The organism is Albidovulum litorale (assembly GCF_025751495.1).
Taxonomy (GTDB): domain Bacteria; phylum Pseudomonadota; class Alphaproteobacteria; order Rhodobacterales; family Rhodobacteraceae; genus Albidovulum; species Albidovulum litorale.
This window is the reverse complement of record NZ_JAOWKZ010000001.1, coordinates 369,523-390,318: the sequence shown is the minus strand read 5'-3', so window position 1 is coordinate 390,318 and position 20,796 is coordinate 369,523. Positions and strand designations below refer to the sequence as shown.

Annotated in this window: 21 protein-coding genes; 10 read left to right on the top strand and 11 right to left on the bottom strand. The window is 62.2% G+C overall.

What is annotated here, in order from left to right:
• The first annotated feature begins 299 nt into the window (after nucleotides 1–299).
• On the top strand, nucleotides 300–962 hold the full coding sequence (locus tag OEZ71_RS01970) for a VPLPA-CTERM sorting domain-containing protein (RefSeq protein WP_263738246.1): 663 nt from the start codon (nucleotides 300–302) through the stop codon (nucleotides 960–962).
• Nucleotides 963–1,030: 68 nt separating this feature from the next.
• Here the strand turns inward: OEZ71_RS01970 and gap (OEZ71_RS01965) are convergent, their stop codons facing one another.
• From gap (OEZ71_RS01965) to gap (OEZ71_RS01955), 3 genes are all read right to left on the bottom strand, one after another.
• Complete coding sequence (gene gap, locus OEZ71_RS01965; protein WP_263738245.1) at nucleotides 1,031–2,032, bottom strand: type I glyceraldehyde-3-phosphate dehydrogenase; 1,002 nt, start codon at nucleotides 2,030–2,032, stop codon at nucleotides 1,031–1,033.
• Between the two features lie 97 nt (nucleotides 2,033–2,129).
• Entirely contained in the window at nucleotides 2,130–2,273 is a 144-nt protein-coding gene (locus tag OEZ71_RS01960) for a hypothetical protein (RefSeq protein WP_263738244.1), read from the bottom strand.
• Nucleotides 2,274–2,304: 31 nt separating this feature from the next.
• A complete protein-coding gene (gene gap, locus OEZ71_RS01955; protein WP_263738243.1) occupies nucleotides 2,305–3,309 on the bottom strand; it encodes a type I glyceraldehyde-3-phosphate dehydrogenase in 1,005 nt (334 codons plus the stop codon).
• Nucleotides 3,310–3,549: 240 nt separating this feature from the next.
• On the opposite strand from gap (OEZ71_RS01955), the gene OEZ71_RS01950 reads away from it, so the two are divergent.
• A complete protein-coding gene (locus OEZ71_RS01950) occupies nucleotides 3,550–4,524 on the top strand; it encodes a DUF808 domain-containing protein (protein WP_263738242.1) in 975 nt (324 codons plus the stop codon).
• Between the two features lie 10 nt (nucleotides 4,525–4,534).
• Here OEZ71_RS01950 and OEZ71_RS01945 read toward each other — a convergent pair whose 3' ends face one another.
• Nucleotides 4,535–5,086 carry an HPF/RaiA family ribosome-associated protein gene (locus OEZ71_RS01945; protein WP_263738241.1) on the bottom strand — a complete coding sequence of 184 codons (552 nt, stop codon included), beginning with the start codon at nucleotides 5,084–5,086 and terminating at the stop codon, nucleotides 4,535–4,537.
• 150 nt (nucleotides 5,087–5,236) lie between these two features.
• Between OEZ71_RS01945 and OEZ71_RS01940 the strand changes: the two genes are divergently transcribed.
• Entirely contained in the window at nucleotides 5,237–5,668 is a 432-nt protein-coding gene (locus OEZ71_RS01940; RefSeq protein ID WP_263738240.1) for a DUF2267 domain-containing protein, read from the top strand.
• Nucleotides 5,669–5,674: 6 nt separating this feature from the next.
• On the opposite strand, the gene tkt is transcribed toward OEZ71_RS01940, so the two are convergent.
• The gene (gene tkt / locus OEZ71_RS01935) at nucleotides 5,675–7,693 is read right to left on the bottom strand and encodes a transketolase (protein ID WP_263738239.1); all 2,019 of its coding nucleotides are present in this window, start codon (nucleotides 7,691–7,693) and stop codon (nucleotides 5,675–5,677) included.
• A gap of 229 nt (nucleotides 7,694–7,922) precedes the next feature.
• Between tkt and OEZ71_RS01930 the strand changes: the two genes are divergently transcribed.
• Nucleotides 7,923–8,405: a hypothetical protein gene (locus OEZ71_RS01930; protein ID WP_263738238.1), complete on the top strand. Its 483-nt coding sequence runs from the start codon at nucleotides 7,923–7,925 to the stop codon at nucleotides 8,403–8,405.
• Nucleotides 8,405–8,788, top strand: a complete 384-nt coding sequence (locus tag OEZ71_RS01925) for a cell division protein ZapA (RefSeq protein WP_263738237.1) — start codon at nucleotides 8,405–8,407, stop codon at nucleotides 8,786–8,788. Before OEZ71_RS01930 ends, OEZ71_RS01925 begins: the two co-directional genes overlap by 1 nt.
• Nucleotides 8,789–8,888: 100 nt before the next feature.
• On the opposite strand, the gene grxD is transcribed toward OEZ71_RS01925, so the two are convergent.
• The 3 genes from grxD to purL all read right to left on the bottom strand — a co-directional run bounded on the left by grxD (nucleotide 8,889) and on the right by purL (nucleotide 11,795).
• A complete protein-coding gene (gene grxD, locus OEZ71_RS01920; protein ID WP_263738236.1) occupies nucleotides 8,889–9,248 on the bottom strand; it encodes a Grx4 family monothiol glutaredoxin in 360 nt (119 codons plus the stop codon).
• Between the two features lie 5 nt (nucleotides 9,249–9,253).
• Nucleotides 9,254–9,496: a BolA family transcriptional regulator gene (locus tag OEZ71_RS01915; RefSeq protein ID WP_263738235.1), complete on the bottom strand. Its 243-nt coding sequence runs from the start codon at nucleotides 9,494–9,496 to the stop codon at nucleotides 9,254–9,256.
• 139 nt (nucleotides 9,497–9,635) lie between these two features.
• Complete coding sequence (gene purL / locus OEZ71_RS01910; protein WP_263738234.1) at nucleotides 9,636–11,795, bottom strand: phosphoribosylformylglycinamidine synthase subunit PurL; 2,160 nt, start codon at nucleotides 11,793–11,795, stop codon at nucleotides 9,636–9,638.
• Between the two features lie 173 nt (nucleotides 11,796–11,968).
• On the opposite strand from purL, the gene lepA reads away from it, so the two are divergent.
• The 4 genes from lepA (at nucleotide 11,969) to OEZ71_RS01890 (ending at nucleotide 16,026) form a co-directional block, all read left to right on the top strand.
• Nucleotides 11,969–13,768 (top strand): translation elongation factor 4, encoded by a 1,800-nt coding sequence (lepA, locus tag OEZ71_RS01905; protein ID WP_263738233.1) that lies wholly within the window; start codon nucleotides 11,969–11,971, stop codon nucleotides 13,766–13,768.
• Nucleotides 13,769–14,348: 580 nt separating this feature from the next.
• Complete coding sequence (locus OEZ71_RS01900) at nucleotides 14,349–14,723, top strand: hypothetical protein (RefSeq protein WP_263738232.1); 375 nt, start codon at nucleotides 14,349–14,351, stop codon at nucleotides 14,721–14,723.
• A 526-nt stretch (nucleotides 14,724–15,249) separates the two neighbouring features.
• Nucleotides 15,250–15,579, top strand: a complete 330-nt coding sequence (locus OEZ71_RS01895) for a GYD domain-containing protein (RefSeq protein WP_263738231.1) — start codon at nucleotides 15,250–15,252, stop codon at nucleotides 15,577–15,579.
• A gap of 93 nt (nucleotides 15,580–15,672) precedes the next feature.
• On the top strand, nucleotides 15,673–16,026 hold the full coding sequence (locus OEZ71_RS01890) for a hypothetical protein (protein WP_263738230.1): 354 nt from the start codon (nucleotides 15,673–15,675) through the stop codon (nucleotides 16,024–16,026).
• Between the two features lie 799 nt (nucleotides 16,027–16,825).
• Here the strand turns inward: OEZ71_RS01890 and moaA are convergent.
• On the bottom strand, nucleotides 16,826–17,827 hold the full coding sequence (moaA, locus tag OEZ71_RS01885) for a GTP 3',8-cyclase MoaA (RefSeq protein WP_263738229.1): 1,002 nt from the start codon (nucleotides 17,825–17,827) through the stop codon (nucleotides 16,826–16,828).
• A 121-nt stretch (nucleotides 17,828–17,948) separates the two neighbouring features.
• Here moaA and OEZ71_RS01880 point away from each other — a divergent pair, with 121 nt between their 5' ends.
• Nucleotides 17,949–19,556: an AMP-binding protein gene (locus OEZ71_RS01880; protein WP_412175595.1), complete on the top strand. Its 1,608-nt coding sequence runs from the start codon at nucleotides 17,949–17,951 to the stop codon at nucleotides 19,554–19,556.
• Nucleotides 19,557–19,581: 25 nt separating this feature from the next.
• Here OEZ71_RS01880 and OEZ71_RS01875 read toward each other — a convergent pair whose 3' ends face one another.
• Complete coding sequence (locus OEZ71_RS01875) at nucleotides 19,582–20,256, bottom strand: DNA alkylation repair protein (RefSeq protein ID WP_263738228.1); 675 nt, start codon at nucleotides 20,254–20,256, stop codon at nucleotides 19,582–19,584.
• A complete protein-coding gene (locus OEZ71_RS01870; protein ID WP_263738227.1) occupies nucleotides 20,253–20,795 on the bottom strand; it encodes a pyridoxamine 5'-phosphate oxidase family protein in 543 nt (180 codons plus the stop codon). Before OEZ71_RS01870 ends, OEZ71_RS01875 begins: the two co-directional genes overlap by 4 nt.
• Nucleotide 20,796: the final 1 nt, after the last annotated feature.

Sequence of the window (20,796 nt, the reverse complement as noted above, 5' to 3'; positions counted from 1 at the left end):
TAATTGTTTCGCAACTTTTGCAAGGGCGAATTAGCGGTCACCGGAACCGTGCCTCTATTGGAACAGAGGAGTGATTCGTGCTCACGAGCCTGTCCGGACAAAAGAGCGGTACGCTGCTCTGTGCATGAATTGGATACAATGCTCGTAAAAAGGCGGCGATTGTGCGTATAACTATTTCGCTCAATTGGGCCAGGATGAACGCCAGATGAACGGCGTGATGCGCATAACATTTCCATGGTGGCCGCATGGAAATGTGGTAAAAATATGGCAGAGGCGGGTGCCTCTAAATGGAGGGGTGGATGGGTGTTAAGAAAAGCCTTTCGGCTGCGCTTGCCGCGGTTGTGTTGGCTGTTTCAGCGGTCGCTGCACACGCAGTGACCTACAATTTCACCGGTGTCACGTCGAACTCGACAGCGAATGTCACCACCGGTCAGACGCAATTGACAATGGATGTGCTCGACAGCGGGTCGGGCACGGTTTCTTTCACTTTCAACAATTCGGGGCCGCTGGCCTCGTCAATTACCGATGTATACTGGGACGATCAGGCCTCGCTGCTCGGCACCATGGGGGCGATCACCTCGTCCTCGGGCGTGTCGTTTTCGCAGGGCGCCAATCCGGGCAATCTTCCCGGTGGAAATACGATCGGGTTTACGGTCAGCCCGTCGGGGGCATCTGCCGACAGCAATGCGCCGGCACAACCGAATGGCGTCAATCCTGGCGAATGGTTGACCATCGTCTGGAACCTTATTTCCGGCGCGACCTTTGCCGATGTGATCGCCGCGCTGAATCTTGGTGGTGATCAGTCCGGGTCTCTGCGGGTGGGCATCCATGTGCAGGGCTTTGCCAATGGCGGTTCGGAATCCTTTGTGAACACACCGCCCGTACCGCTGCCCGCGGCCGGATGGTTGATGGTGGCCGGACTTGGGGCGCTGACCATTGCGCGTCGTCGTCGGACAGCCTGACAGGTAGCTAGACTATGATTTAAAGGGAGGGGGCGACCCCTCCCTTTTTCGTTGCCCGGTGTGACCGGTCAGATCAGCTTGCCCATCGCTACGGCCGTGTCCGACATCCGGTTGGAGAACCCCCATTCATTGTCGTACCAGCTGAGGATCCGGCACATCCGGCCCTCCATCACCTTGGTCTGATCCATGTGGAACACCGAGGAATGCGGGTCGTGGTTGAAATCGGACGAAACATTGGGGTGTTCCGTATAGCCGAGGATGCCCTTCAGCTTGCCATCGGCGGCCGCCTTGATCGCGGCATTGATCTCCTCGACGCTGGTATCGCGGGCGGCTTCGAAGACGAGATCGACGACCGAGACATTGGGCGTCGGCACCCGGATGGCCACACCGTCGAGCTTGCCGTTCAGTTCCGGCAGAACCAGCCCCACCGCCTTTGCCGCGCCCGTCGAGGTCGGGATCATCGACAGGGCCGCAGCCCGCGCGCGGTACATGTCCTTGTGCATCGTATCAAGCGTCGGCTGGTCGCCGGTATAGGAATGGATCGTCGTCATGAAGCCCTTGGAGATACCGATCGCATCGTTCAGAACCTTGGCCACCGGCGACAGGCAGTTCGTCGTGCAGGAGGCGTTCGAGACAACGATATCGTTCTTCGTCAGCGAGGTGTGGTTCACACCGTAAACGATAGTCTTGTCGGCATCCTTGCCGGGGGCTGAGATCAGAACACGGGACGAGCCGTTTTCCAGATGTGCTTGGCAGGCCTCCTTCGAGGTGAAGATACCGGTGCATTCCAATACGACATCGACATCGGCCCAGGGCAGGTCGGCCGGATTGCGCAAAGCCGTCACCGCGATCGGGCCGCGACCGACATCAATCGTGGTTTCGGTCGTTTTTACCTCGGCCGGAAAACGGCCATGGACACTATCGAAGCGCAAGAGGTGGGCATTGGTCTCCACCGGACCCAGATCGTTGATCGCGATGACCTCGATATCCTTGCGGCCGGATTCGATGATCGCCCGGAGAACGTTCCGCCCGATGCGTCCGAAGCCGTTGATGGCTACCTTCACCGTCATGTCTCTTTCCTCCAAAGCTCATCCCGCCTGGCCAGGCGGCACATGTTTGCGCTAACATCGTCAATAAAAGCAAAAGGTCAACCGCAGAGTAGCGGTCTCACCGCCAGAAGGCGAGAAATTCGATGAATTCGATGAATTTGCGCCCGAGGAACACGGGCGCGCCAAGGCCGAGCCAGAGATAGTCGACCACGAAGAACGCCACGATCAGCGCCAGAAGGACAAAGGCGATCCTATTGGTCATGGGCGGGGGCGCTAAGGCCCCCCGGGGCTCCTTATTGCAGGAGCCGCCCCATCGCACCGGCCACATCGGCCATCCGGCAGGAGAAGCCCCATTCATTGTCGTACCAAGCCAGGACCCGGACAGTGCGCCCGCCCACGACCTTGGTCTGGTCCGGGGCGAAGATAGACGAATAGGGGGTGTGGTTGAAGTCGATCGAGACCTTGGGTTCCGGGTCATAGGCAAGAACCATGCCCATATAGCCTGCAGCGGCTTCCCTTACGATTTCGTTGACATCCGCCACCGTCACGTCCTTGGCGGCCTGGAATGTCAGGTCGACGGCCGAGACATTCGGCGTAGGAACGCGGATCGCGGTGCCGTCCAGCTTGCCCGACAATTCCGGCAGCACCTCACCCAACGCCTTGGCAGCGCCGGTGGAGGTCGGGATCATCGCCATCGCTGCAGCGCGGGCGCGGTAGAGGTCGTTGTGGCGGCGGTCGAGCGTCGGCTGGTCGCCGGTGTAGCTGTGGATCGTCGTCATGATGCCGGACTCAATGCCGATCGCGTCGTTCAGCACCTTGGCGAGCGGCGCGAGGCAGTTGGTCGTGCAGGAGCCGTTCGAAACTACAAGGTGATCGGCCTTCAGTTCGCGGTGGTTCACGCCATAGACGACCGTCTTGTCGGCGCGCTTCGCCGGGGCCGAGACCAGCACCCGCTTCGCGCCGCGCGTTAGGTGGACGGCGGCCTTGTCGCGGTCGTTGAACTTGCCGGTGCATTCCAGCACGACATCGACGCCGTCCCAGTCCAGTTCGTCAGGATTGTAGGTCGACATCACCTCGATCGGGCCGCGGCCGAGGTCGAGCGTGTTGCCCGCTACCTTCACGGGTCCGCCGAAACGGCCATGGACCGAATCGTATTTCAGAAGATGTGCGTTGGTCTCGATCGGGCCGGTGGCGTTGATCTTGACGACCTGAACGTCATTGCGTGCCGCTTCCGCGATATGGGCCAGCGTGCAGCGCCCGATGCGCCCGAAGCCGTTGATGCCGATCGTGACGGTCATATGCGTCTCCTGTCCGATGATGCGGCGGTCCTGCGTCCCGCGCCTTCCATCCCGAATACCAAAATCGGGCTGCCTATAAAACACATAAATTCAATATGTTAGCGGAAACAGGCTGGTGTTAGCGAAAACAGGCACGACAATGCGGCGTGGGCGACGCAACTATGCGCGAATCCGGCATCGCCTTGCCTCGGCCCGCCGATCCGCTAGGTTGCGGACAGGTATCAGCATAGCGGGACGGGTATGAGCGGTTTACTGGCACTTCTGGACGACGTGGCGGCCATTGCCAAGGTTGCGGCGGCAAGCGTCGATGACGTCGCGGGAATGGCCGCGAAAGCGGGTTCGAAAGCGGCTGGCGTGGTCATCGACGACGCTGCCGTGACGCCGAAATATGTCCACGGGTTCGAGGCCAAACGCGAACTGCCGATCATCTGGAGGATCACCAAGGGGTCGCTGTTCAACAAGCTGGTGATCCTTCTGCCCGCCGCGATGCTGATGAACGCCTTCGCCCCCTGGCTGATCACGCCCCTGCTGATGCTCGGCGGCGCCTATCTGTGTTTCGAAGGGGCGGAAAAGATCTTTCATAAGCTCTTTCCCCACGGCGACGCCGAGGTCGAGGCCGACATGGATGTCGGTGACCCCGTCCATCTGGAGGAAAAGCGGGTCAGGGGGGCGATCAAGACCGATTTCATCCTCTCGGCCGAGATCATGACCATCGCGCTTGCCGCAATCCCGGAAGGGGTCCTGTGGATGGAGGCCCTGACCCTCGCTGTCGTTGCGGTCGGAATCACCGTCGCTGTCTATGGTTCGGTCGCGCTGATCGTGAAGATGGACGATATCGGGCTCTTCATGGCCGCCACCGCCCGGACCCGTTTTGGAAGGTCAATCGGCTCGGGGCTGGTGAAGGGCATGCCGAAGCTGATGACGCTTCTCTCGACCATCGGCACGGCGGCGATGCTCTGGGTCGGCGGCTCGATCATCATCCACGGGTTCGACGTGCTGGGTTGGCCGGTACTTTACGAGACAATTCACCACTGGGCCGAAATCGTGGCGCACGGTGTCGCGGAACGGTTTGCGGGGCTGACCGAATGGGCGGTCACCGCGCTCTTCGACGGCCTTTTCGGGCTCGTGCTCGGCATGATCCTGATCCCGTTCGTGACGCGCGTGATCGGCCCGCTCTGGGCGGCGGTCTCAGGCAGAAAGCCCGCGGCGCATTGAGACCCCGGTATCAGGACCGCAGCGACACGTTCACCGCGAAGGGGCCCTTCTCTCCGTCCATCAGGCTGAATTCCAGATCGGTCTCGAGATCGAGCCGGTCCCAGTCGTTTCCGATCACGCTGTCGCGCTGGAAATACACTTCCAGCCCGCCGCTCGACTTGATGAAACCGTAGCCCTCGTCGGGAAAAAGCCGCACAACGCGTCCGTGATGCTTCTCGGGGTGGCTCTTGACGTGAACGCCCTTCGTTTTGCGGACATAGTCGTCAATCTGCCGGCGGGCGGCGTTGAAACTGTCGCGTATCGCGACATGCAGGTCCTCGTGCGCGCCGAGATCTCCGGGTTTTTTGTTGACGATGATCATGCTTCCAGGAACCTCGGCCTCCACCGCCACCTGATAAAGATGGCCCTTGTGGCCCCGCGACGTGCGCTTCTCAACAATCACGCGGCACGAGGTGATGCGCTGGAAGACCTGCTCGAGCTTGCCGATCTTGCCATGGATCTCGGCGGTGACGGCGGGCGAGGCGTCCATCCCGTGAAAGATGATTTGCGGTTCGGTTTCCATTGGACTGCTCCGGATCATGTCGATGATCAATGATCGCCGAAGTTGGCATCGGAAGCACTGATCGAGGTCAAGACGGCTGATGGCCGTCAATGCCCGGGTGCGACAGTTGTGCTGTACTTCGTTCCGATCGATACAAGACAGGAGGCCGACATGAGTGCGCTCGGACTGAAGGTCATCGACGAGGCCGTGCAGGCGGCTAATATCTGGATCAACGAGGTCGACAGCCATACAGGCTGGGACAACAAGCAGCGCAGCTACCGGCTGTTGCGCGCGGTGATGCACGCGGTGCGCGATCATCTGACTGTGGACGAGGCCACGGATCTCGGCGCTCAGCTGCCGACGCTGATCCGTGGCATCTACTACGAAGGCTGGAACTCCTCCCGCAACCCGGTCCGGATGCGGCATGCGAAGGAATTCGTCGCCGCCGTGCAAAAGAGCTTCGAGACGGACCCGCTTGGCGATGCCGATCACGCAGTTCGGGCGGTGTTCGACCTGCTCGACAGCCACATCTCGGCCGGCGAGATGAAAGACGTGCGCAGCGCCTTCACGAAGGAGCTGCGCAGCCTGTTCGGTGCGCCTTGAAACGCGTCAGAGCAGCGACCGGACCTTTGCCGCCACCGCTTCGGCAGTGATGCCGAACTCGGCGTAGAGCCGTTCAGCCGGGGCGGAGGCACCGAAGCTGTCCATGCCAACGAAGGCCGATTTCGCCTCGCGGCCCCGCTCGCCCAGAAGGAAGCGGTCCCAGGGCTGGCGCACCGCCGCCTCGACGGCGACACGGACCGGGCCGGCGGGCAGGACACGCTTGCGGTAGGCTTCGTCCTGCGCCGCGAAGAGTTCCATGCAGGGCATGGAGACGACGCGGGTTCCGATGCCTTCGGCCTGCAACAGATCGCGGGCCTTCAGCGCGATTTCCACTTCCGAACCGGTCGCCATCAGGATCGCCCGGCGCTTGCCCTCTGCTTCGCGCAGCACATAGCCGCCCTGCGCGGTCAGGTTCTTGCCCGTGTGCTTGGTGCGCACGGTCGGCAGGTTCTGCCGCGACAGCGCCAGCACCGAGGGGGTCGCCTCGGCGGTCAGCGCCAGTTCCCAGGCCTCGGCCGTCTCGATCAGGTCGGCGGGGCGGAAGGTCCAGGTGTTCGGCGTCGCCCGGCAGATCGCCAGATGCTCCACCGGCTGGTGGGTCGGGCCGTCCTCGCCGAGGCCGATGGAATCGTGCGTCATCACGTAGACGGACGGAACCCCCATCAGCGCGGACAGACGCATTGCACCACGGGCATAGTCGGTGAAGCACAGGAACGTACCGCCATAGGGTCGCGCGCCGCCATGCAACGCCATGCCGTTCATCGCCGCCGCCATGCCGTGCTCGCGGATACCGTAATGGACGTAGCGACCCTTGCGGTTTTGCGGGTTGAAGATGCCGAGATCGCCGGTCTTGGTGTTGTTCGATCCGGTAAGGTCGGCTGAGCCGCCGATGGTTTCCGGCATCACCGGGTTCACCACTTCCAGCACCATTTCGGATGCTTTGCGGGTCGCGACTTTGGGCGCGAGGTCGGAGTTCTGCTTTTTCAGCGCACGGATCGTGGCGGCAAGCCGCTTGGGCGCGCCGCCCGACATCTGCCGTTCGAATTCCGCCTTGCGGGTGGCCGATAGGGCGTTGAGACGGCTTTCCCAATCGGCGCGCGCAGCCTGACCACGGGCGCCGATGGCGCGCCAGGCCTTGAGGATATCGGTCGGGATATCGAAGGCCGCGTGGGGCCAGCCATAGATCTCTTTCGTAACCTTGATCTCATCGGGACCAAGCGGCGAGCCATGCGCGCCCGCCGTATCCTGCTTCTTCGGGCTGCCGAAACCGATATGGGTCTTGCAGTCGATCAGGACGGGGCGGTCCGACCCCTTGGCCGCGGTCATGGCCCGGTCGATATCGAATGGGTCGTGCCCGTCGCAGGACAGGACTTTCCAACCAGCGGCGGCAAAGCGCGCCTGCTGGTCGGTCACGTCGGACATGCTGATCTTGCCGTCGATGGAAATGTCGTTGTTGTCCCAAAGGACGATCAGCTTGGAAAGCTTCTGCATCCCCGCAAGACCGATCGCCTCATGGCTGATGCCTTCCATCAGGCAGCCGTCGCCCGCGATCACCCAGGTGTAGTGGTCGACCACCTTCTTGCCGAAGCGGGCGCGCAAGCTCTCTTCAGCAATCGCGAAACCGACGGCATTGGAGATACCCTGACCCAAGGGTCCGGTCGTCGTCTCCACCCCCGCGACATGGCCATATTCCGGATGACCGGCGGTGATGGCACCCCACTGGCGGAAGTTTTTCACCTGATCGAGCGTCATGTCCTCGTATCCGGTAAGGTAGAGCAGCGCGTAGATCAGCATCGACCCGTGACCGGCCGACAGGATGAAGCGGTCGCGGTCGGCCCATTTCGGGGCCGAGGCGTCGAATTTCAGGTGCTTTTCAAAGAGCACCGTTGCCACGTCCGCCATGCCCATCGGCATGCCGGGATGGCCCGAATTGGCGGCCTGAACCGCATCCATGGCCAGGGCGCGGATCGCGCAGGCTTTCATCCAGTGTTCGGCATGGTCCTTGCGGAGGGTGGCGATATCCACGGGGCACTGTCCTTTTTGAAGTGGCAGAGTTTGGCGGCTTGATAGCAGGCTGAAAGGCAAGATCAAGCGCAGCCCCTAACCGATTGGCCGGAAAGGGGGAGAAATCCACGCGCGCTTTGGTCTAAACTCGGGGGAACGGGGCGCTGGCCGATTCGGTCGGGCTGCGGGACATTTGGTTCCGCGCGGTCCCGGGACTGAATTGGTAGGTAGTAGGGTCGGGGGCGATCACATGAGTGACATGCAGGAACTTGCGCGGCGGCTGTCCGCGGCACTGGAACGGATCGGCACAGGGCTTGAGGCTTCGGCCGCTGACGGGTCGGCGGCATCGTCTTCGGGGGCCGGGACTGCTGCGCTGCAGGAGGCGCTCGATGCCGAGCGCACGACCAATGCGCAGCTCACCGAGCGCGTGCGGGCCATCAAGGACAAGCAGGAGACCATGGTCAGTGCGCTTGAGGAGAAAGTCGCGCGGCTGACGAAACAGCTCGATGCCTCCGGGGTCGAGCTGCAGCGCCAGAAGCGGCTCAATGCCGATCTGGCCGAGGCCAACCGCGCGCTGAGCGATGCGGCGACCAAAGGCATGGCCGAGCCTGATCTGATTAACCGCTCCCTGCAGGCCGAACTGGAGGCGCTCCGCGCCGCACGGGCGGCGGAGATGGCGGAGATGGAAGAGATCCTTTCGGAACTGAAACCCCTGATCGGCGAGGTGGCCTGATGCCGGAGATGACGATCACCATCGGCGGCCGCGATTTCGAGGTCGCCTGCCAGGAGGGCGAGGAGCATTTCCTGCGCTCGGCGGCGAAGCTTCTGGACAATGAGGCGACGGTGCTGATCGGCCAGATCGGCCGTATGCCCGAGGCGCGGATGCTTCTGATGGCGGGGCTGATGCTGGCCGACAAGGCTGCAGGGCTTGAAGATCAGCTGCGCGCCGCCGAGGAGCGCGCCGTGGTCGCCGAACGCGTGGCCGCGAATGCGCGCGCCAATCCCGAACGGGTCGAGGTGCCGGTCATCCCCGAGATCGTCATCGACAGCTTCGCCGAAATCGCCGCCCGGGCCGAGGCGCTTGCCGACCGGATCGAAGAGCGGAAAGCGGGTTAGGGTTCGCGCATTCGGGCGCGCCCACCCGCCCACCCTGCGCCCTCAGGCGCGAAAGGCCGCCCGAGGGCGGCCTTATGGTTATTGTGGTTGGCGATGTGCCTCAGGCGTTCGCAGCGCGGATCTGGTCGGCGGCGTCCTTGTTGAAGGCGATGCCATTGTCGGCCAGAAGCTGGTCCAGCTCGCCCGAGAGCGTCATCTCGGTGACGATGTCGCAGCCGCCGACGAACTCGCCCTTGACGTAAAGCTGCGGGATGGTCGGCCAGTCGGAGAAATCCTTGATCCCCTGACGAATCTCGGCGTCTTCCAGCACGTTGACGTCGGCATAGTCGACGCCCATGAAGTTCAGGACCCCGGCGACGCGGGACGAAAACCCGCATTGCGGCATGGACTTGGTGCCCTTCATGTAAAGGACGACGTCGTTTTTGGTGACGGTGTCGCGGATGCGATCCTGGGCGCTCATCTGTCTTACTCCGGTGCCTTTGTGGTGAGGGCGAGCGCGTGCAATTCGCCATGCGCGCCGTCCATCTTTCCCTTGAGCGCGGCATAGACCGCGCGCTGCTGCTGAACGCGGTTCTGGCCGCGGAAGCTTTCGTCGATGACTTCGGCGGCATAGTGGTTTCCGTCGCCCGCGAGATCGGTGATCGTGATCTTCGCATCCGGGAATGTCGCCCGGATCAGGTCTTCGATTTCCTGCGCTTCCATCGCCATGTGGCGTCCTTCCCCTTTGGTCTTGGTTCTGAATGTAGGCCCGCGCGACGGGGCCTGCAAGATCGCCGATGTCGTGCCGGTGGCGGGTTAGGGAGCCTCCGGCGGGAGTATTTCCGGACAGAAAGTGACGGCGCTTTCCTTAGGCAACCGCCTTGGCAAAGGCGCTGCGGTAGAGGGACGAGAGGTCGCGAAGCGCTGCTGTGGCCGAGCCGAGGCTGACGGTCGTGCCGCCGAATAGCCCTGCGCGGGTGAGGGTCACGCCTGCCTTGGCGGCTGCTTCCTCCAGCGCGGTAGCATTGTCGGGCTGCACCGCCACGAGGTAACGCGCCTGATCCTCGCCGAAGAGCTGGCCGGTATCGTCGCTGTCGAGCGTCAGGCCAAGCCCTGCAGCCTCGGCCATCTCGAAGGCCGCGAGCGCGAGGCCACCGTCAGACAGGTCGGTCGCGGCGCTGACAAGCTTGCGGTTTGCCCGCAGGAATTCACCGTTCTTCCGCTCGTCGACAAGGTCGACATGCGGCGCGTCGCCTTCTTCGCGGGCAAAGGCCTCAGCAAGCAGGGCGGACTGGCCGAGATGACCCTTCGTCTCGCCGATGACCATGGCGATGTCGCCCTTGGCGGGCAGCCCGGCAATGAGGTCATCGAGCGAGTTGAGAAGCCCCACCGCGCCGATCGTGGGCGTCGGCAGGATGCCCTTGCCGTCGGTTTCGTTGTAAAGCGAGACATTGCCCGAGACGATGGGCATGTCCAAGGCCGCACAGGCCTCTCCGATGCCTTTGATCGCGCCGACGAACTGGCCCATGATTTCGGGCTTTTCGGGATTGCCGAAATTGAGGTTGTCGGTCGAGGCGAGGGGGGTTGCACCCACGGCGGTGAGGTTGCGATATGCCTCGGCCACCGCCTGCTTGCCGCCCTCGATGGGGTTCGCCTTGACGTAGCGCGGCGTCACGTCCGAGGTGAAGGCCAGTGCCTTTTCCGTACCGTGGACCCGGACCACGCCCGCGCCAAGGCCGGGCATGCGGACGGTGTCAGCCATGACCATCGTGTCATACTGTTCCCAGACCCATGACTTGTGGGCGTAGTTGGGCGAGCCGATGAGCGCTTTCAGCGCGTCGATCGGGTCGATCTCCACCGAGCCGGAGAGCGGCGCGGCGGCAGGCGTCGGCACCCATGGCCGGTCATATTCGGGCGCGGAGGAGGACAGCTTGGAGAGCGGCAGGTCGGCCTTAACCTCATTGCCATGCAGGATCAGGAAGCGGTCTTCGGGAATGGTTTCGCCCACGATGGCGAAATCGAGGTCCCACTTTTCAAAGATCGCCCGCGCCTCGGCCTCTTTTTCCGGCTTCAGCACCATGAGCATCCGCTCCTGGCTTTCCGAAAGCATCATCTCATAGGCCGTCATATTGGTTTCGCGCTGCGGCACATGGTCGAGCGTCAGCTTGATGCCAAGCCCGCCCTTGTCGCCCATCTCGACCGCAGAACAGGTCAGGCCGGCCGCGCCCATGTCCTGAATGGAGATCACGCTGCCCGAGGCCATCAGTTCAAGGCAGGCTTCCAGCAGGCGCTTTTCGGTGAACGGATCTCCGACCTGAACGGTGGGGCGCTTTTCCTCGATCGTGTCGTCGAATTCGGCGCTGGCCATTGTCGCGCCGCCGACGCCGTCGCGCCCGGTCTTGGCGCCGAGATAGACGACGGGCATGCCGACGCCCGAGGCCGCCGAATAGAAGATCTTGTCGGTATCGGCGAGGCCGGCGGCGAAGGCATTCACCAGGCAGTTTCCGTTATAGGCGGCATGAAACCGCACCTCGCCGCCCACGTTCGGAACCCCGAAGCAGTTGCCGTAGGAGCCGACGCCCTCGACCACGCCCTTCACGAGATGCGCGGTCTTGGGGTGCGAGGGCAGGCCGAAGGAGAGCGAGTCCATCGCCGCGATGGGCCGCGCCCCCATGGTGAAAACATCGCGCAGGATGCCGCCGACACCGGTCGCCGCACCCTGATGCGGCTCGATATAGGAGGGGTGGTTATGGCTCTCCATTTTGAAGATCACCGCCTGACCGTCGCCGATATCGACGACGCCCGCGTTTTCGCCCGGGCCGCAGATCACCTGGGGGCCCGAGGTCGGCAGGGTGCGGAGCCACTTCTTCGACGACTTGTAGGAACAATGCTCGTTCCACATCGCCGAGAAGATGCCAAGCTCGGTGAAGGTCGGCTCCCGGCCAATGATCTCAAGGATACGGTCGTATTCGTCAGGTTTCAGCCCATGCGCGGCTATCAGGTCCTTGGTGATCTCAGGTTCGTGCATGCTGTCCCCCGGGGATATCGCGATTGGCACGCCTTTTAGGGGGGAAGGGCACGAGAGGAAAGGGGGCCGCTGAGGCAGGCGGGAATTTTTCCTCGTATCAGCGAAACAAGCGCCCCGGGCCGCCCCCATCCCCCATTGACCGCCCGGCAATTCCCGCGCATATCCGGCCAATCATGACCGAGCTCGCACAGATCCGTAATTTCTCCATCGTGGCGCATATCGACCACGGTAAATCCACGTTGGCCGACCGGCTGATCCAGTTGACGGGCACTGTCGCCGAACGCGACATGAAGGCCCAGATGCTCGACAGCATGGATATCGAACGCGAACGCGGCATCACCATCAAGGCGCAGACCGTCCGCATCGAATACCCCGCCAAGGATGGCAAGAAATACATCCTGAACCTCATCGACACGCCGGGCCATGTGGATTTCGGCTATGAGGTCTCCCGCTCCATGCGCGCGGTCGAGGGCTCGCTCCTCGTCGTCGACGCGACGCAGGGCGTCGAGGCGCAGACGCTCGCCAACGTCTATCAGGCCATCGACGCCGACCATGAAATTGTACCGGTCCTCAACAAGATCGACCTGCCCGCCGCCGAGCCCGATCAGGTCAAGGCGCAGATCGAGGACGTGATCGGCATCGACGCGTCCGAAGCCATCCCGATCAGCGCCAAGACCGGCCTCGGCATTCCCGACGTCTTGGAGGCCATCGTCACCAGACTGCCCGCGCCGAAGGGCGACGCCAGCGCGCCCCTGAAGGCGATGCTGGTCGACTCGTGGTACGACCCCTACTTGGGCGTCGTCGTCATGATCCGCGTGATGGACGGCATGATCCGCAAGGGCGACCGCATCAAGATGATGCAGACCGGCGCCATCTACGGCGTCGACAAGCTCGCCGTCCTGAAACCGCAGATGGTCGATATCGCCGAGCTTGGCCCGGGCGAAATCGGTGTCTTCACCGCCTCGATCAAGCAGGTCCGCGACACCCGCGTCGGCGACACGATCACGCACGAAAAAAAGCCCTGCTTGAAGGCGCTGCCGGGCTTCAAACCCTCGATCCCCGTCGTATTCTGCGGCCTCTTCCCGGTCGATGCCAACGACTTCGAAGCCCTCCGCGACGCGATCGAGAAACTCGCCCTCAACGACGCCTCCTTCACCTATGAGATGGAGACCTCCGCCGCCCTCGGCTTCGGCTTCCGCTGCGGCTTCCTCGGCCTTCTGCACCTTGAGGTGATCCGCGACCGGCTCGAACGCGAATACGACCTCGACCTGATCACCACCGCGCCCTCGGTGGTCTTCAGGCTCCACATGAAGGACGGCGAGGTGCGCGAGCTGCACAACCCCGCCGACATGCCCGACCTGACCTTTGTCGACCATATCGAAGAGCCGCGCATCAAGGCCACGATCATGGTCCCCGACGACTATCTCGGCGACGTGCTGAAACTCTGCCAGGACCGCCGCGGCATCCAGATGGACCTGACCTATGCCGGCTCCCGCGCCATGGCGGTCTATGACCTGCCCTTGGCCGAGGTCGTCTTCGACTTCTACGACCGGCTGAAATCGGTGACCAAGGGCTATGCCAGCTTCGACTACCAGATGATGGGCTACCGCGAGGACAACCTCGTGAAGATGTCGATCCTGGTGAATGACGAACCCGTGGATGCTTTGTCGATCATGGTCCACCGCGACCGGGCCGAGGCCCGGGGCCGGGTGATGTGCGAGAAGCTGAAGGAACTGATCCCGCGCCACATGTTCAAGATCCCGGTTCAGGCCGCGATCGGCGGCCGCGTGATCGCACGCGAGACCATCGCCGCCATGCGCAAGGACGTGACCGCCAAATGCTACGGCGGCGACGTGACGCGGAAGAAGAAGCTTCTGGAGAAGCAGAAGGCCGGCAAGAAGAAGATGCGCCAGTTCGGCAAGGTGGAGATTCCGCAGTCGGCGTTTATTAGCGCGCTGAAAATGGACAGCTAGGCTCAGGACCCATTGATCGGTTTACGACTCGTTCAGCAGCGCGATTGATGCCTCCAAACTGCGAGAGGCATAATAAGCAGTATCTTCCGGGGAAGAGCGGGCAGATGGGGCGGCTATCTATCATTGATAGAACTCCCCGTGGCCGCCACCGGCAGACCACTCGCGGCTTTTGCGCTCCCAGCGCTGCTGTTCAAACGGGGGATACCAAATAAAGTTGGCCGTGTGTCAGGGGGAAGGTAACGCTACTCGCAAGTTACGGTAGCGCTGTTACTTTGGGGATAGATTACAACTTTAGCACGTTTTCCGGCATCCTCACATTCTTCTACGGCAGCTCCCGCTGCTGTAACGCTAGTGGTTTCCGTGACGGAAGTGTCAGATTGCACGCATCCAGAGATTCCGAATTGAAGCAAGATGCCTACGATCATCGGTGTTTTCACATGCATTTTCCCCACCCTAAATTTTTCGTTCGTATGAAAATGTAAAAGCTAACCAATTCGCTTTCATTGATACGAGTCAAAATGAAAACAAATTTTATAACTTAGAGTTAGCATTCAGTTGTACGGATCATATGGGGTTTCGGATGCGATATTTTGCAGTACTTGGAATCGCTTCATTACTGTCCTCCGGCTGCGTCAACGACCAAAGCACCGGGAATTCCTACCGCGCATATCCCGCAAAAATGCGCCCGATTGTTGAAAGATTACATACGGCATTTGAAGATGCGGACACCAAAACCAATTGTACGCCGGAGGAGCGTGAGTTTGTGGTAACTTCAGCGACTTTGATGGCTTTTGCGGATGGCGATACGCATCTCGAACCCGGATGGCGAAGAGGTTACGAGTCGATCCTTGAGAATTTGAAGCAAAGGTGGGAAGAGTTGGGCGGTGATACACGGTCGGTCTCTGACGGTTGTGTAAAAGCCGTGCAGAGAATCGCAGAAAAATACCGCCTTTGATTCTCTATGAACCGGTACGACAAATTTGGAGCCGAGAAACATACGGGGCGTGGTTTTGCGCATTAGCGCGCTGTAGCGCGGGGTTCACCCCGCTTCCTCCCGAATTTCGCGTCTCGTCCCCGCCCGATTTGTCCCGCGACAAATCGGGCCGCGCCTGGCTACCCAGGCAGGCGCGCCCCGATTTACGACCCTCGGTCCCGGCCGCACCCCCCTTGGCCTGCGGCTTGCGCCTCCGGCCAATCGGACCGGGTGACGTGCCACTGGCACGTCCCCTGACCGGTCCTCGGGCGCCCGAACGTACGGACACGTGGTAGGCCGGGGTTCACCCCGGCACTTGCCTTGGCCGCACGCAACATTCCCCGGAATGGCGGGTTGAAACCCGCCCTACATCCGGGCCTGACCTTTACGTAAACATCCCCCGGACTCGCTCACGGTTTCGTGTTATGCTCCGGCCCGGGTGGGTTCCTTCGGATCGGCCCGCATCCCCGCGGGCCGGGGAAAGTGTGCCTGCCCGGGAGGGATGACAATGGCACAGTATATCATCACCGGTAATTACACCCAGGCCGCGATGAAGGGCATGATCGCCAACCCGAGCGACCGGGAAAAGGCCGTGGGCGCGATGATCGCCACCGCCGGGGGCAAGCTCGAAAGCTTCTTCGTCACCACCGGCGACACGGATTTCATCGCCCGTGTCACCACCAACGACCTGACCTCGATGCTCGCGGCCCTGATGGCTGTCGGCGCGTCGGGTGCGGTTTCCAACCTCAAGACCGTGCAGTGCTTCACCTCGGCGGAGTTCATGGACGCGCAGAAGAAGGCGGGCGCCATCGCCGCGAAGTTCAGCGCACCGAACTGACACGCGGGCAGGAAGGGCGCAGATGATCCGCGCCCCGATCCGGCACCGCGATGCGCGCCCGGTGCCGGCATTCAGAACAGGAAGGGACAGGACATGACACCAGACCAACGCAACTATCTCTCGATGGAGCGCTCGACCCATTATTTCGGGATCATGCGCACCACGATCTTCACTTTCGCGGGGCTAGCCGCGCTCATCCATCTGGGGCCCGACGGCTATTCCGCGCCGCTTCTGATGCTGGTGATCGCGACGACGGCGTACGGGGTGCTGGCGGGGGGCACGTCGCTGGACGATCTCATCGCGCTGCGCGACGACATGGATGACGAGATGAAGGCGACGCATTATGGCAAGGGCCTCGCCGCCCGGAACATCCCGATGCTGAAGAACATCTCGGCGGGTCTTCTGGGCCTCATCGGTCTGGCCGAGGTGCTGGCCATCCTCATCTGACGTTTGGCGGGGCGGGGGTGACCCGCCCCGGCTCGGCTCCCATGGCAACCGGACCCGTCGGGCGGGCAGCCCGACGCATGCCATACGTTTTGCCGACGCTTTGCAGACGGATATTTTCGCGCCAAAACGCCGCGATTTTCCAAAGCCAACCCAGCCGAACGCATAGCATTTTCCGACTTGTCCACAGGAAATCCACAAGGAAAATCAGTGGTTTATCCCCAAGAAATTTGGCTGAGCGGCGATTTTTTCATTGCGCGACTCGGGGTCGCCGGGCCAACCTCAATCCATCGCAAGGGTCTTCGGACCGGAGCGGTACGCAAAGGCCTCCGCGGCCAAGACGATCGGGAAACGGAACATGTGTCCGGGTGCTGATTGGACGGGTAGCGGAACGCCGGGAGGGCTCTGGAAGATCTCCGGATTTGAAGGGGTTACCCTCGGTGGCTTGGGTTCTGAGCGAGGGCGGGATGTCTTCGGATGTTCAGCCCGTGAACCGGGAATGCCGCAAGGCGGGCCCGGCTCAGGAAGGCGTCAGGCTGTGTCGCAAGGCACGATGCGAAGACCGCGTCTGAGCACCTGGCGCCTTCTCTGATTCTTAACCTTAAAATGGTAGCCATAACGAACCGGGGCCCGACTGCGTTCCGCAACCGAGCCCCGTCAGCGTCAAGCTGATGCATTACCGCGTCTATGCACCTGTGCGCGCATCAATAAAGGAAGTCCCTTCCGGGATCAACCATATCTCGTGGTCGTGTCGAGAATTTCGGCCAGATGTGTTGTTAGCGACAACATCTTGGGGTATTTGTCAGCCGCCGGTATGGCTCATGTGGCGGGACATCTGGCCTTTGACCGACTGGCGCGAATAGTCGAAATCGTGCCCCTTGGGCTTGCGCGATATTGCCGCGCGGATCGCCTGTTCCAGAAGGTCATCCTCAGACGACGCGCGCAGGGGCGCCCGCAGGTCGGCATTGTCCTCCTGCCCGAGGCACATGAACAACTCGCCCGTACAGGTCACCCGGACCCGATTGCAGCTTTCGCAGAAATTATGGGTCAGCGGCGTGATGAAGCCCACCTTCTGCCCGGTCTCCTCGATCCGCACATAGCGCGCGGGGCCGCCGCTGCGCTCGGCCAGATCGGTCAGTGTGAAGCGCTCTGCCAGCCGCGCGCGCAGGTCCTTCAGCGGCCAGTATTGATCGAGCCGCATCTCTTCGCCCATCTCACCCATGGGCATGACCTCGATGAAAGTCAGATCGTGGCCTTCACTGGCGCACCAGTCGAGAAGCGGGAACAGTTCTTCCTCATTGAAGCCCTTCAAGGCGACGGTATTGATTTTCACCCTGAGCCCGGATTTCTGTGCAGCTTCAATGCCTTCCAGAACCTGAGGCAGGCGTCCCCAACGGGTGATCGCCTGAAACTTCGCTGCGTCCAGCGTGTCGAGCGACACGTTGACCCGGCGGATGCCGATCGCCGCCAGCTCGGCCGCGAACCGCGCCAGTTGCGAGCCGTTGGTCGTCAGCGTCAGCTCCTTCAGCGCGCCCGTGTCCAGATGCCGTGCGATGGTCTTGAAGAAGGTCATGATATCGCGCCGCACAAGGGGCTCCCCCCCGGTGATGCGCAGCTTTTCGACGCCGAGCCGGATAAAGGTGGAGCAGAGCCGGTCCAGTTCCTCCAGCGTCAGCAGATCCTTTTTCGGCAGGAACTGCATGTGTTCGGCCATGCAATAGGTGCAGCGGAAATCACAGCGATCCGTCACCGAGACGCGCAGATAGGAGATCGGCCGGGCAAAGGGGTCGATGAGCTTGGTCATTCGTCAAAACTATGCCTGCGATCGGGGCGCGGCAAGGGGAAAGCATGAGATTGAACGGAGGGAGGCGTGGGACTATCGTCACAGGCATGACCACCGCTGCCACACCCGTTGGATGTCGCCCGTGAAGCGTGCCCTTCTCGAGGCCGGGCAGAGTTATGATGCACTTCGCGCCGGGTTTTGCTGGCGCATCCCGACGGATTTCTCCATTTCCGAGGCCTGTTGCGACAGTTGGGCACGGACGGAGCCCGACCGGCTGGCGCTGATTGACCTGTCAGCGGACGGCTCTCTCCGGCATTGGCGATACGGCGAACTGGCGGCGGCGTCGAACAGGCTGGCCAATGCCTTTGCGGCAAGGGGGCTGAGACGTGGCGATACGGTCGCGGTGCTCTTGCCGCAAGGGCCAGAGGTGCTGATCACGCATTTCGCAGCGATGAAACTTGGCGCGATTGTGCTGCCGCTCTTCACGCTTTTCGGGTTGGATGCGCTGGCCTACCGATTGGCCGACGCCCGGGCGCGTGTGGTGGTGACGAACGGCGCGAGCCTTGAAAAGCTGGGCGAAATCCGGGGTGGGCTGGCGGATCTGCGGGATATCTATTGCATTGAACCTTCGGCGGAACGCGACTTCTGGGGGGAGATCGAACGCGCTTCCGACCGGCTTGCGCCTGTCCCCGTTGGTGCAGACGAACCGGCGGTGCTGATCTACACCTCGGGCACCACCGGCGCGCCGAAGGGCGTGGTGCATGCCCATCGCTTCCTTCTTGGCCATCTGCCCAATATCGAACTCAGTCAGGGCTTTTTCCCGAAGCCCGGAGCGGTTGGCTGGACGCCTGCCGACTGGGCCTGGATCGGCGGGCTGATGGATATGGCAATGCCCTGCCTGTATTACGGTGTGCCCCTGATCAGCAGGCGGATGCGCAAGTTCGATCCGGATGAGGCCTTCGGGATCATGCGGCATCATCGGGTTACGAACCTTTTCCTGCCTCCAACGGCGCTGAAACTGATGCGGGGCGCGTCTGTGCCCGGTGGACTATGCGTGCGGGCGGTGTCGTCGGGCGGCGAGAGCCTCGGGGCGGAAATGCTGGAGTGGGGGCGGTCGGCGTTGAATGCGCCAATCAATGAGATTTACGGACAAACCGAATGCAATCTCGTTGTCTGTTCCGCCGAGGGGCTCTTCCCGACTCGACCCGGGACGATGGGCCGGGCGGTGCCGGGGGCGGAGGTCGCGGTGCTCGACGCCGAGGGACGGGCGGTCGCGGATGGCGAGATCGGAGAGATCGCGATCCGGCGCGGAAATCCGGTCATGTTTCTGGAATATATGGGAAAACCCGAGGCGACGGCGGCGAAGTTTACGGGCGAATGGCTCAGGACCGGCGACCTCGGCATCCGCGACGAAGAGGGCTATTTCACCTATGTGGCGCGGGATGACGACATCATCTCATCGGCCGGGTACAGGATTGGCCCGTCCGAGATCGAGAACTGCCTGACCGGCCATCCGGACGTTGTGATGGCCGCCTGTGTGGGGGTGCCGGATGCGGTGCGGGGCGAGGTCGTGAAGGCCTTCGTCGTTCTGCGCGAGCGTGCGGACTGGGAAGGTCTGGAAGCCGCGCTGATCCAGCGGGTAAAGGACCGGGTCAGCCCGCATGTTGCACCCCGTTGGGTGGAACGGCGTGAAAGCCTGCCGATGACCGCGACGGGCAAGATCATGCGGCGGGAGTTGCGCGATGCGTAATAGGTAGGGTCAGGGCGCACGCGGATCAGAGGTACTTCCCAGCTTCCTTGCGCGCAAAGGCTTTCAGACGGAAGCCGTGCTCGGCGAGGAAGGCGCGTGAACGGTCGGGGTCGTGTTTCGACAGGTCGCGCAGCCACCAGGCGATGGCCTTTTGGATGAACCAGTCGCGGTCGTCTGCGTAAGATGCGGCCCAGCCGAGGACGCGGTCGCGGATCGCGAGGTCATGTTCGGTCGGGTGGTTCTGCTTTGTCCAGGGCAGGGTGATGACCAAGGCGGCGCGACGGGTCCACATGTGGTCCGACCGGGTCCAGACTTCGACCTCGTCAATTCGGGCAGGTTCGGCGACAAGGCGGCGCTGCCCTGCATCGCAGGCATGGTCTGCGATGGCCCAGCTGTCGAACTCCGGAACCCATGAGGCGATGAGGCGCCACACGGGCTCATCCTGCTTGATCCGGGCCTGTGTCAGGGTCTTCGCCGCGATAATGCGGGCTTCGAAGATATCGGTTTGCCAGAGCTGCTGGGCGAGTGCCACACGCTCGGGAACGGTCAGACTTTGGCGCCACTCCTTCGCCAGATCGTTGAGGTAAGGGTTCGGAATGCCCAGAACCTCGCGTTTCTGCTTGTGATAGGCGGCCATGCCTTCGGCCCTGCCGGGTTCAGCTCCGGCTCGCAGCGCAGTGATGGCATCGGCCAAGGTCAATCCGGAATACCAGTTGGAAAGCCGTCCAGCGTTTGGCGGTTCGTTTCGGCCCAATACTCACGGATGTCTTGCGGCCCTTTTTTCTCAGACCATTCGTCGGCATCGGGACGCTCGCCTTCGTAGGTCATGCGCGGAACGCCAAACCCGCAGGAGGTCTGGACGAGATCGATGGACAGGTCGAAGATCTGACGGGCGGCGATATCCGGTGGAAAGAGAGCGTTCAAGTCTGACCAGTCGTCGTCCCCCGGATGCAGCGCCGTAGCCGTTCCATAGGCGCGCAGGATCAGGGGCTTTTCATCGAACGAACACCACATGAGCGTCATGCGCGGCGAAAGCAGGATGTGACCGGCGGATTCATTGCCCGAGCCGGTGGAGTTTCGCCAGATTATGCGGCGAGAATCCATGACCCGAAGTGAGTCTGTGCCCTTGGGTGACGTATTCACCCGGCCGGTTGGCGCGGCTGTGGCCACGAAGAACAGATGCTGAGCTTCAATGAATGTGCGATGCGACTGCGCCAGACGATCGAACTTCTTTGCCATG

Bases quoted from the DNA above. Each gene is read 5' to 3' on its own strand.
- OEZ71_RS01960 (WP_263738244.1), bottom strand. From the start codon at position 2,273: ATGACCAATAGGATCGCCTTTGTCCTTCTGGCGCTGATCGTGGCGTTC.
- grxD (WP_263738236.1), bottom strand. From the start codon at position 9,248: ATGAGCGCCCAGGATCGCATCCGCGACACCGTCACCAAAAACGACGTC.
- OEZ71_RS01950 (WP_263738242.1), top strand. From the start codon at position 3,550: ATGAGCGGTTTACTGGCACTTCTGGACGACGTGGCGGCCATTGCCAAG.
- OEZ71_RS01895 (WP_263738231.1), top strand. From the start codon at position 15,250: ATGGCACAGTATATCATCACCGGTAATTACACCCAGGCCGCGATGAAG.
- OEZ71_RS01970 (WP_263738246.1), top strand. From the start codon at position 300: ATGGGTGTTAAGAAAAGCCTTTCGGCTGCGCTTGCCGCGGTTGTGTTG.
- purL (WP_263738234.1), bottom strand. From the start codon at position 11,795: ATGCACGAACCTGAGATCACCAAGGACCTGATAGCCGCGCATGGGCTG.
- gap (WP_263738245.1), bottom strand. From the start codon at position 2,032: ATGACGGTGAAGGTAGCCATCAACGGCTTCGGACGCATCGGGCGGAAC.
- OEZ71_RS01930 (WP_263738238.1), top strand. From the start codon at position 7,923: ATGAGTGACATGCAGGAACTTGCGCGGCGGCTGTCCGCGGCACTGGAA.
- OEZ71_RS01870 (WP_263738227.1), bottom strand. From the start codon at position 20,795: ATGGCAAAGAAGTTCGATCGTCTGGCGCAGTCGCATCGCACATTCATT.
- OEZ71_RS01945 (WP_263738241.1), bottom strand. From the start codon at position 5,086: ATGGAAACCGAACCGCAAATCATCTTTCACGGGATGGACGCCTCGCCC.
- OEZ71_RS01900 (WP_263738232.1), top strand. From the start codon at position 14,349: ATGCGATATTTTGCAGTACTTGGAATCGCTTCATTACTGTCCTCCGGC.
- OEZ71_RS01940 (WP_263738240.1), top strand. From the start codon at position 5,237: ATGAGTGCGCTCGGACTGAAGGTCATCGACGAGGCCGTGCAGGCGGCT.
- OEZ71_RS01915 (WP_263738235.1), bottom strand. From the start codon at position 9,496: ATGGCGATGGAAGCGCAGGAAATCGAAGACCTGATCCGGGCGACATTC.
- OEZ71_RS01890 (WP_263738230.1), top strand. From the start codon at position 15,673: ATGACACCAGACCAACGCAACTATCTCTCGATGGAGCGCTCGACCCAT.
- gap (WP_263738243.1), bottom strand. From the start codon at position 3,309: ATGACCGTCACGATCGGCATCAACGGCTTCGGGCGCATCGGGCGCTGC.
- OEZ71_RS01925 (WP_263738237.1), top strand. From the start codon at position 8,405: ATGCCGGAGATGACGATCACCATCGGCGGCCGCGATTTCGAGGTCGCC.
- lepA (WP_263738233.1), top strand. From the start codon at position 11,969: ATGACCGAGCTCGCACAGATCCGTAATTTCTCCATCGTGGCGCATATC.
- moaA (WP_263738229.1), bottom strand. From the start codon at position 17,827: ATGACCAAGCTCATCGACCCCTTTGCCCGGCCGATCTCCTATCTGCGC.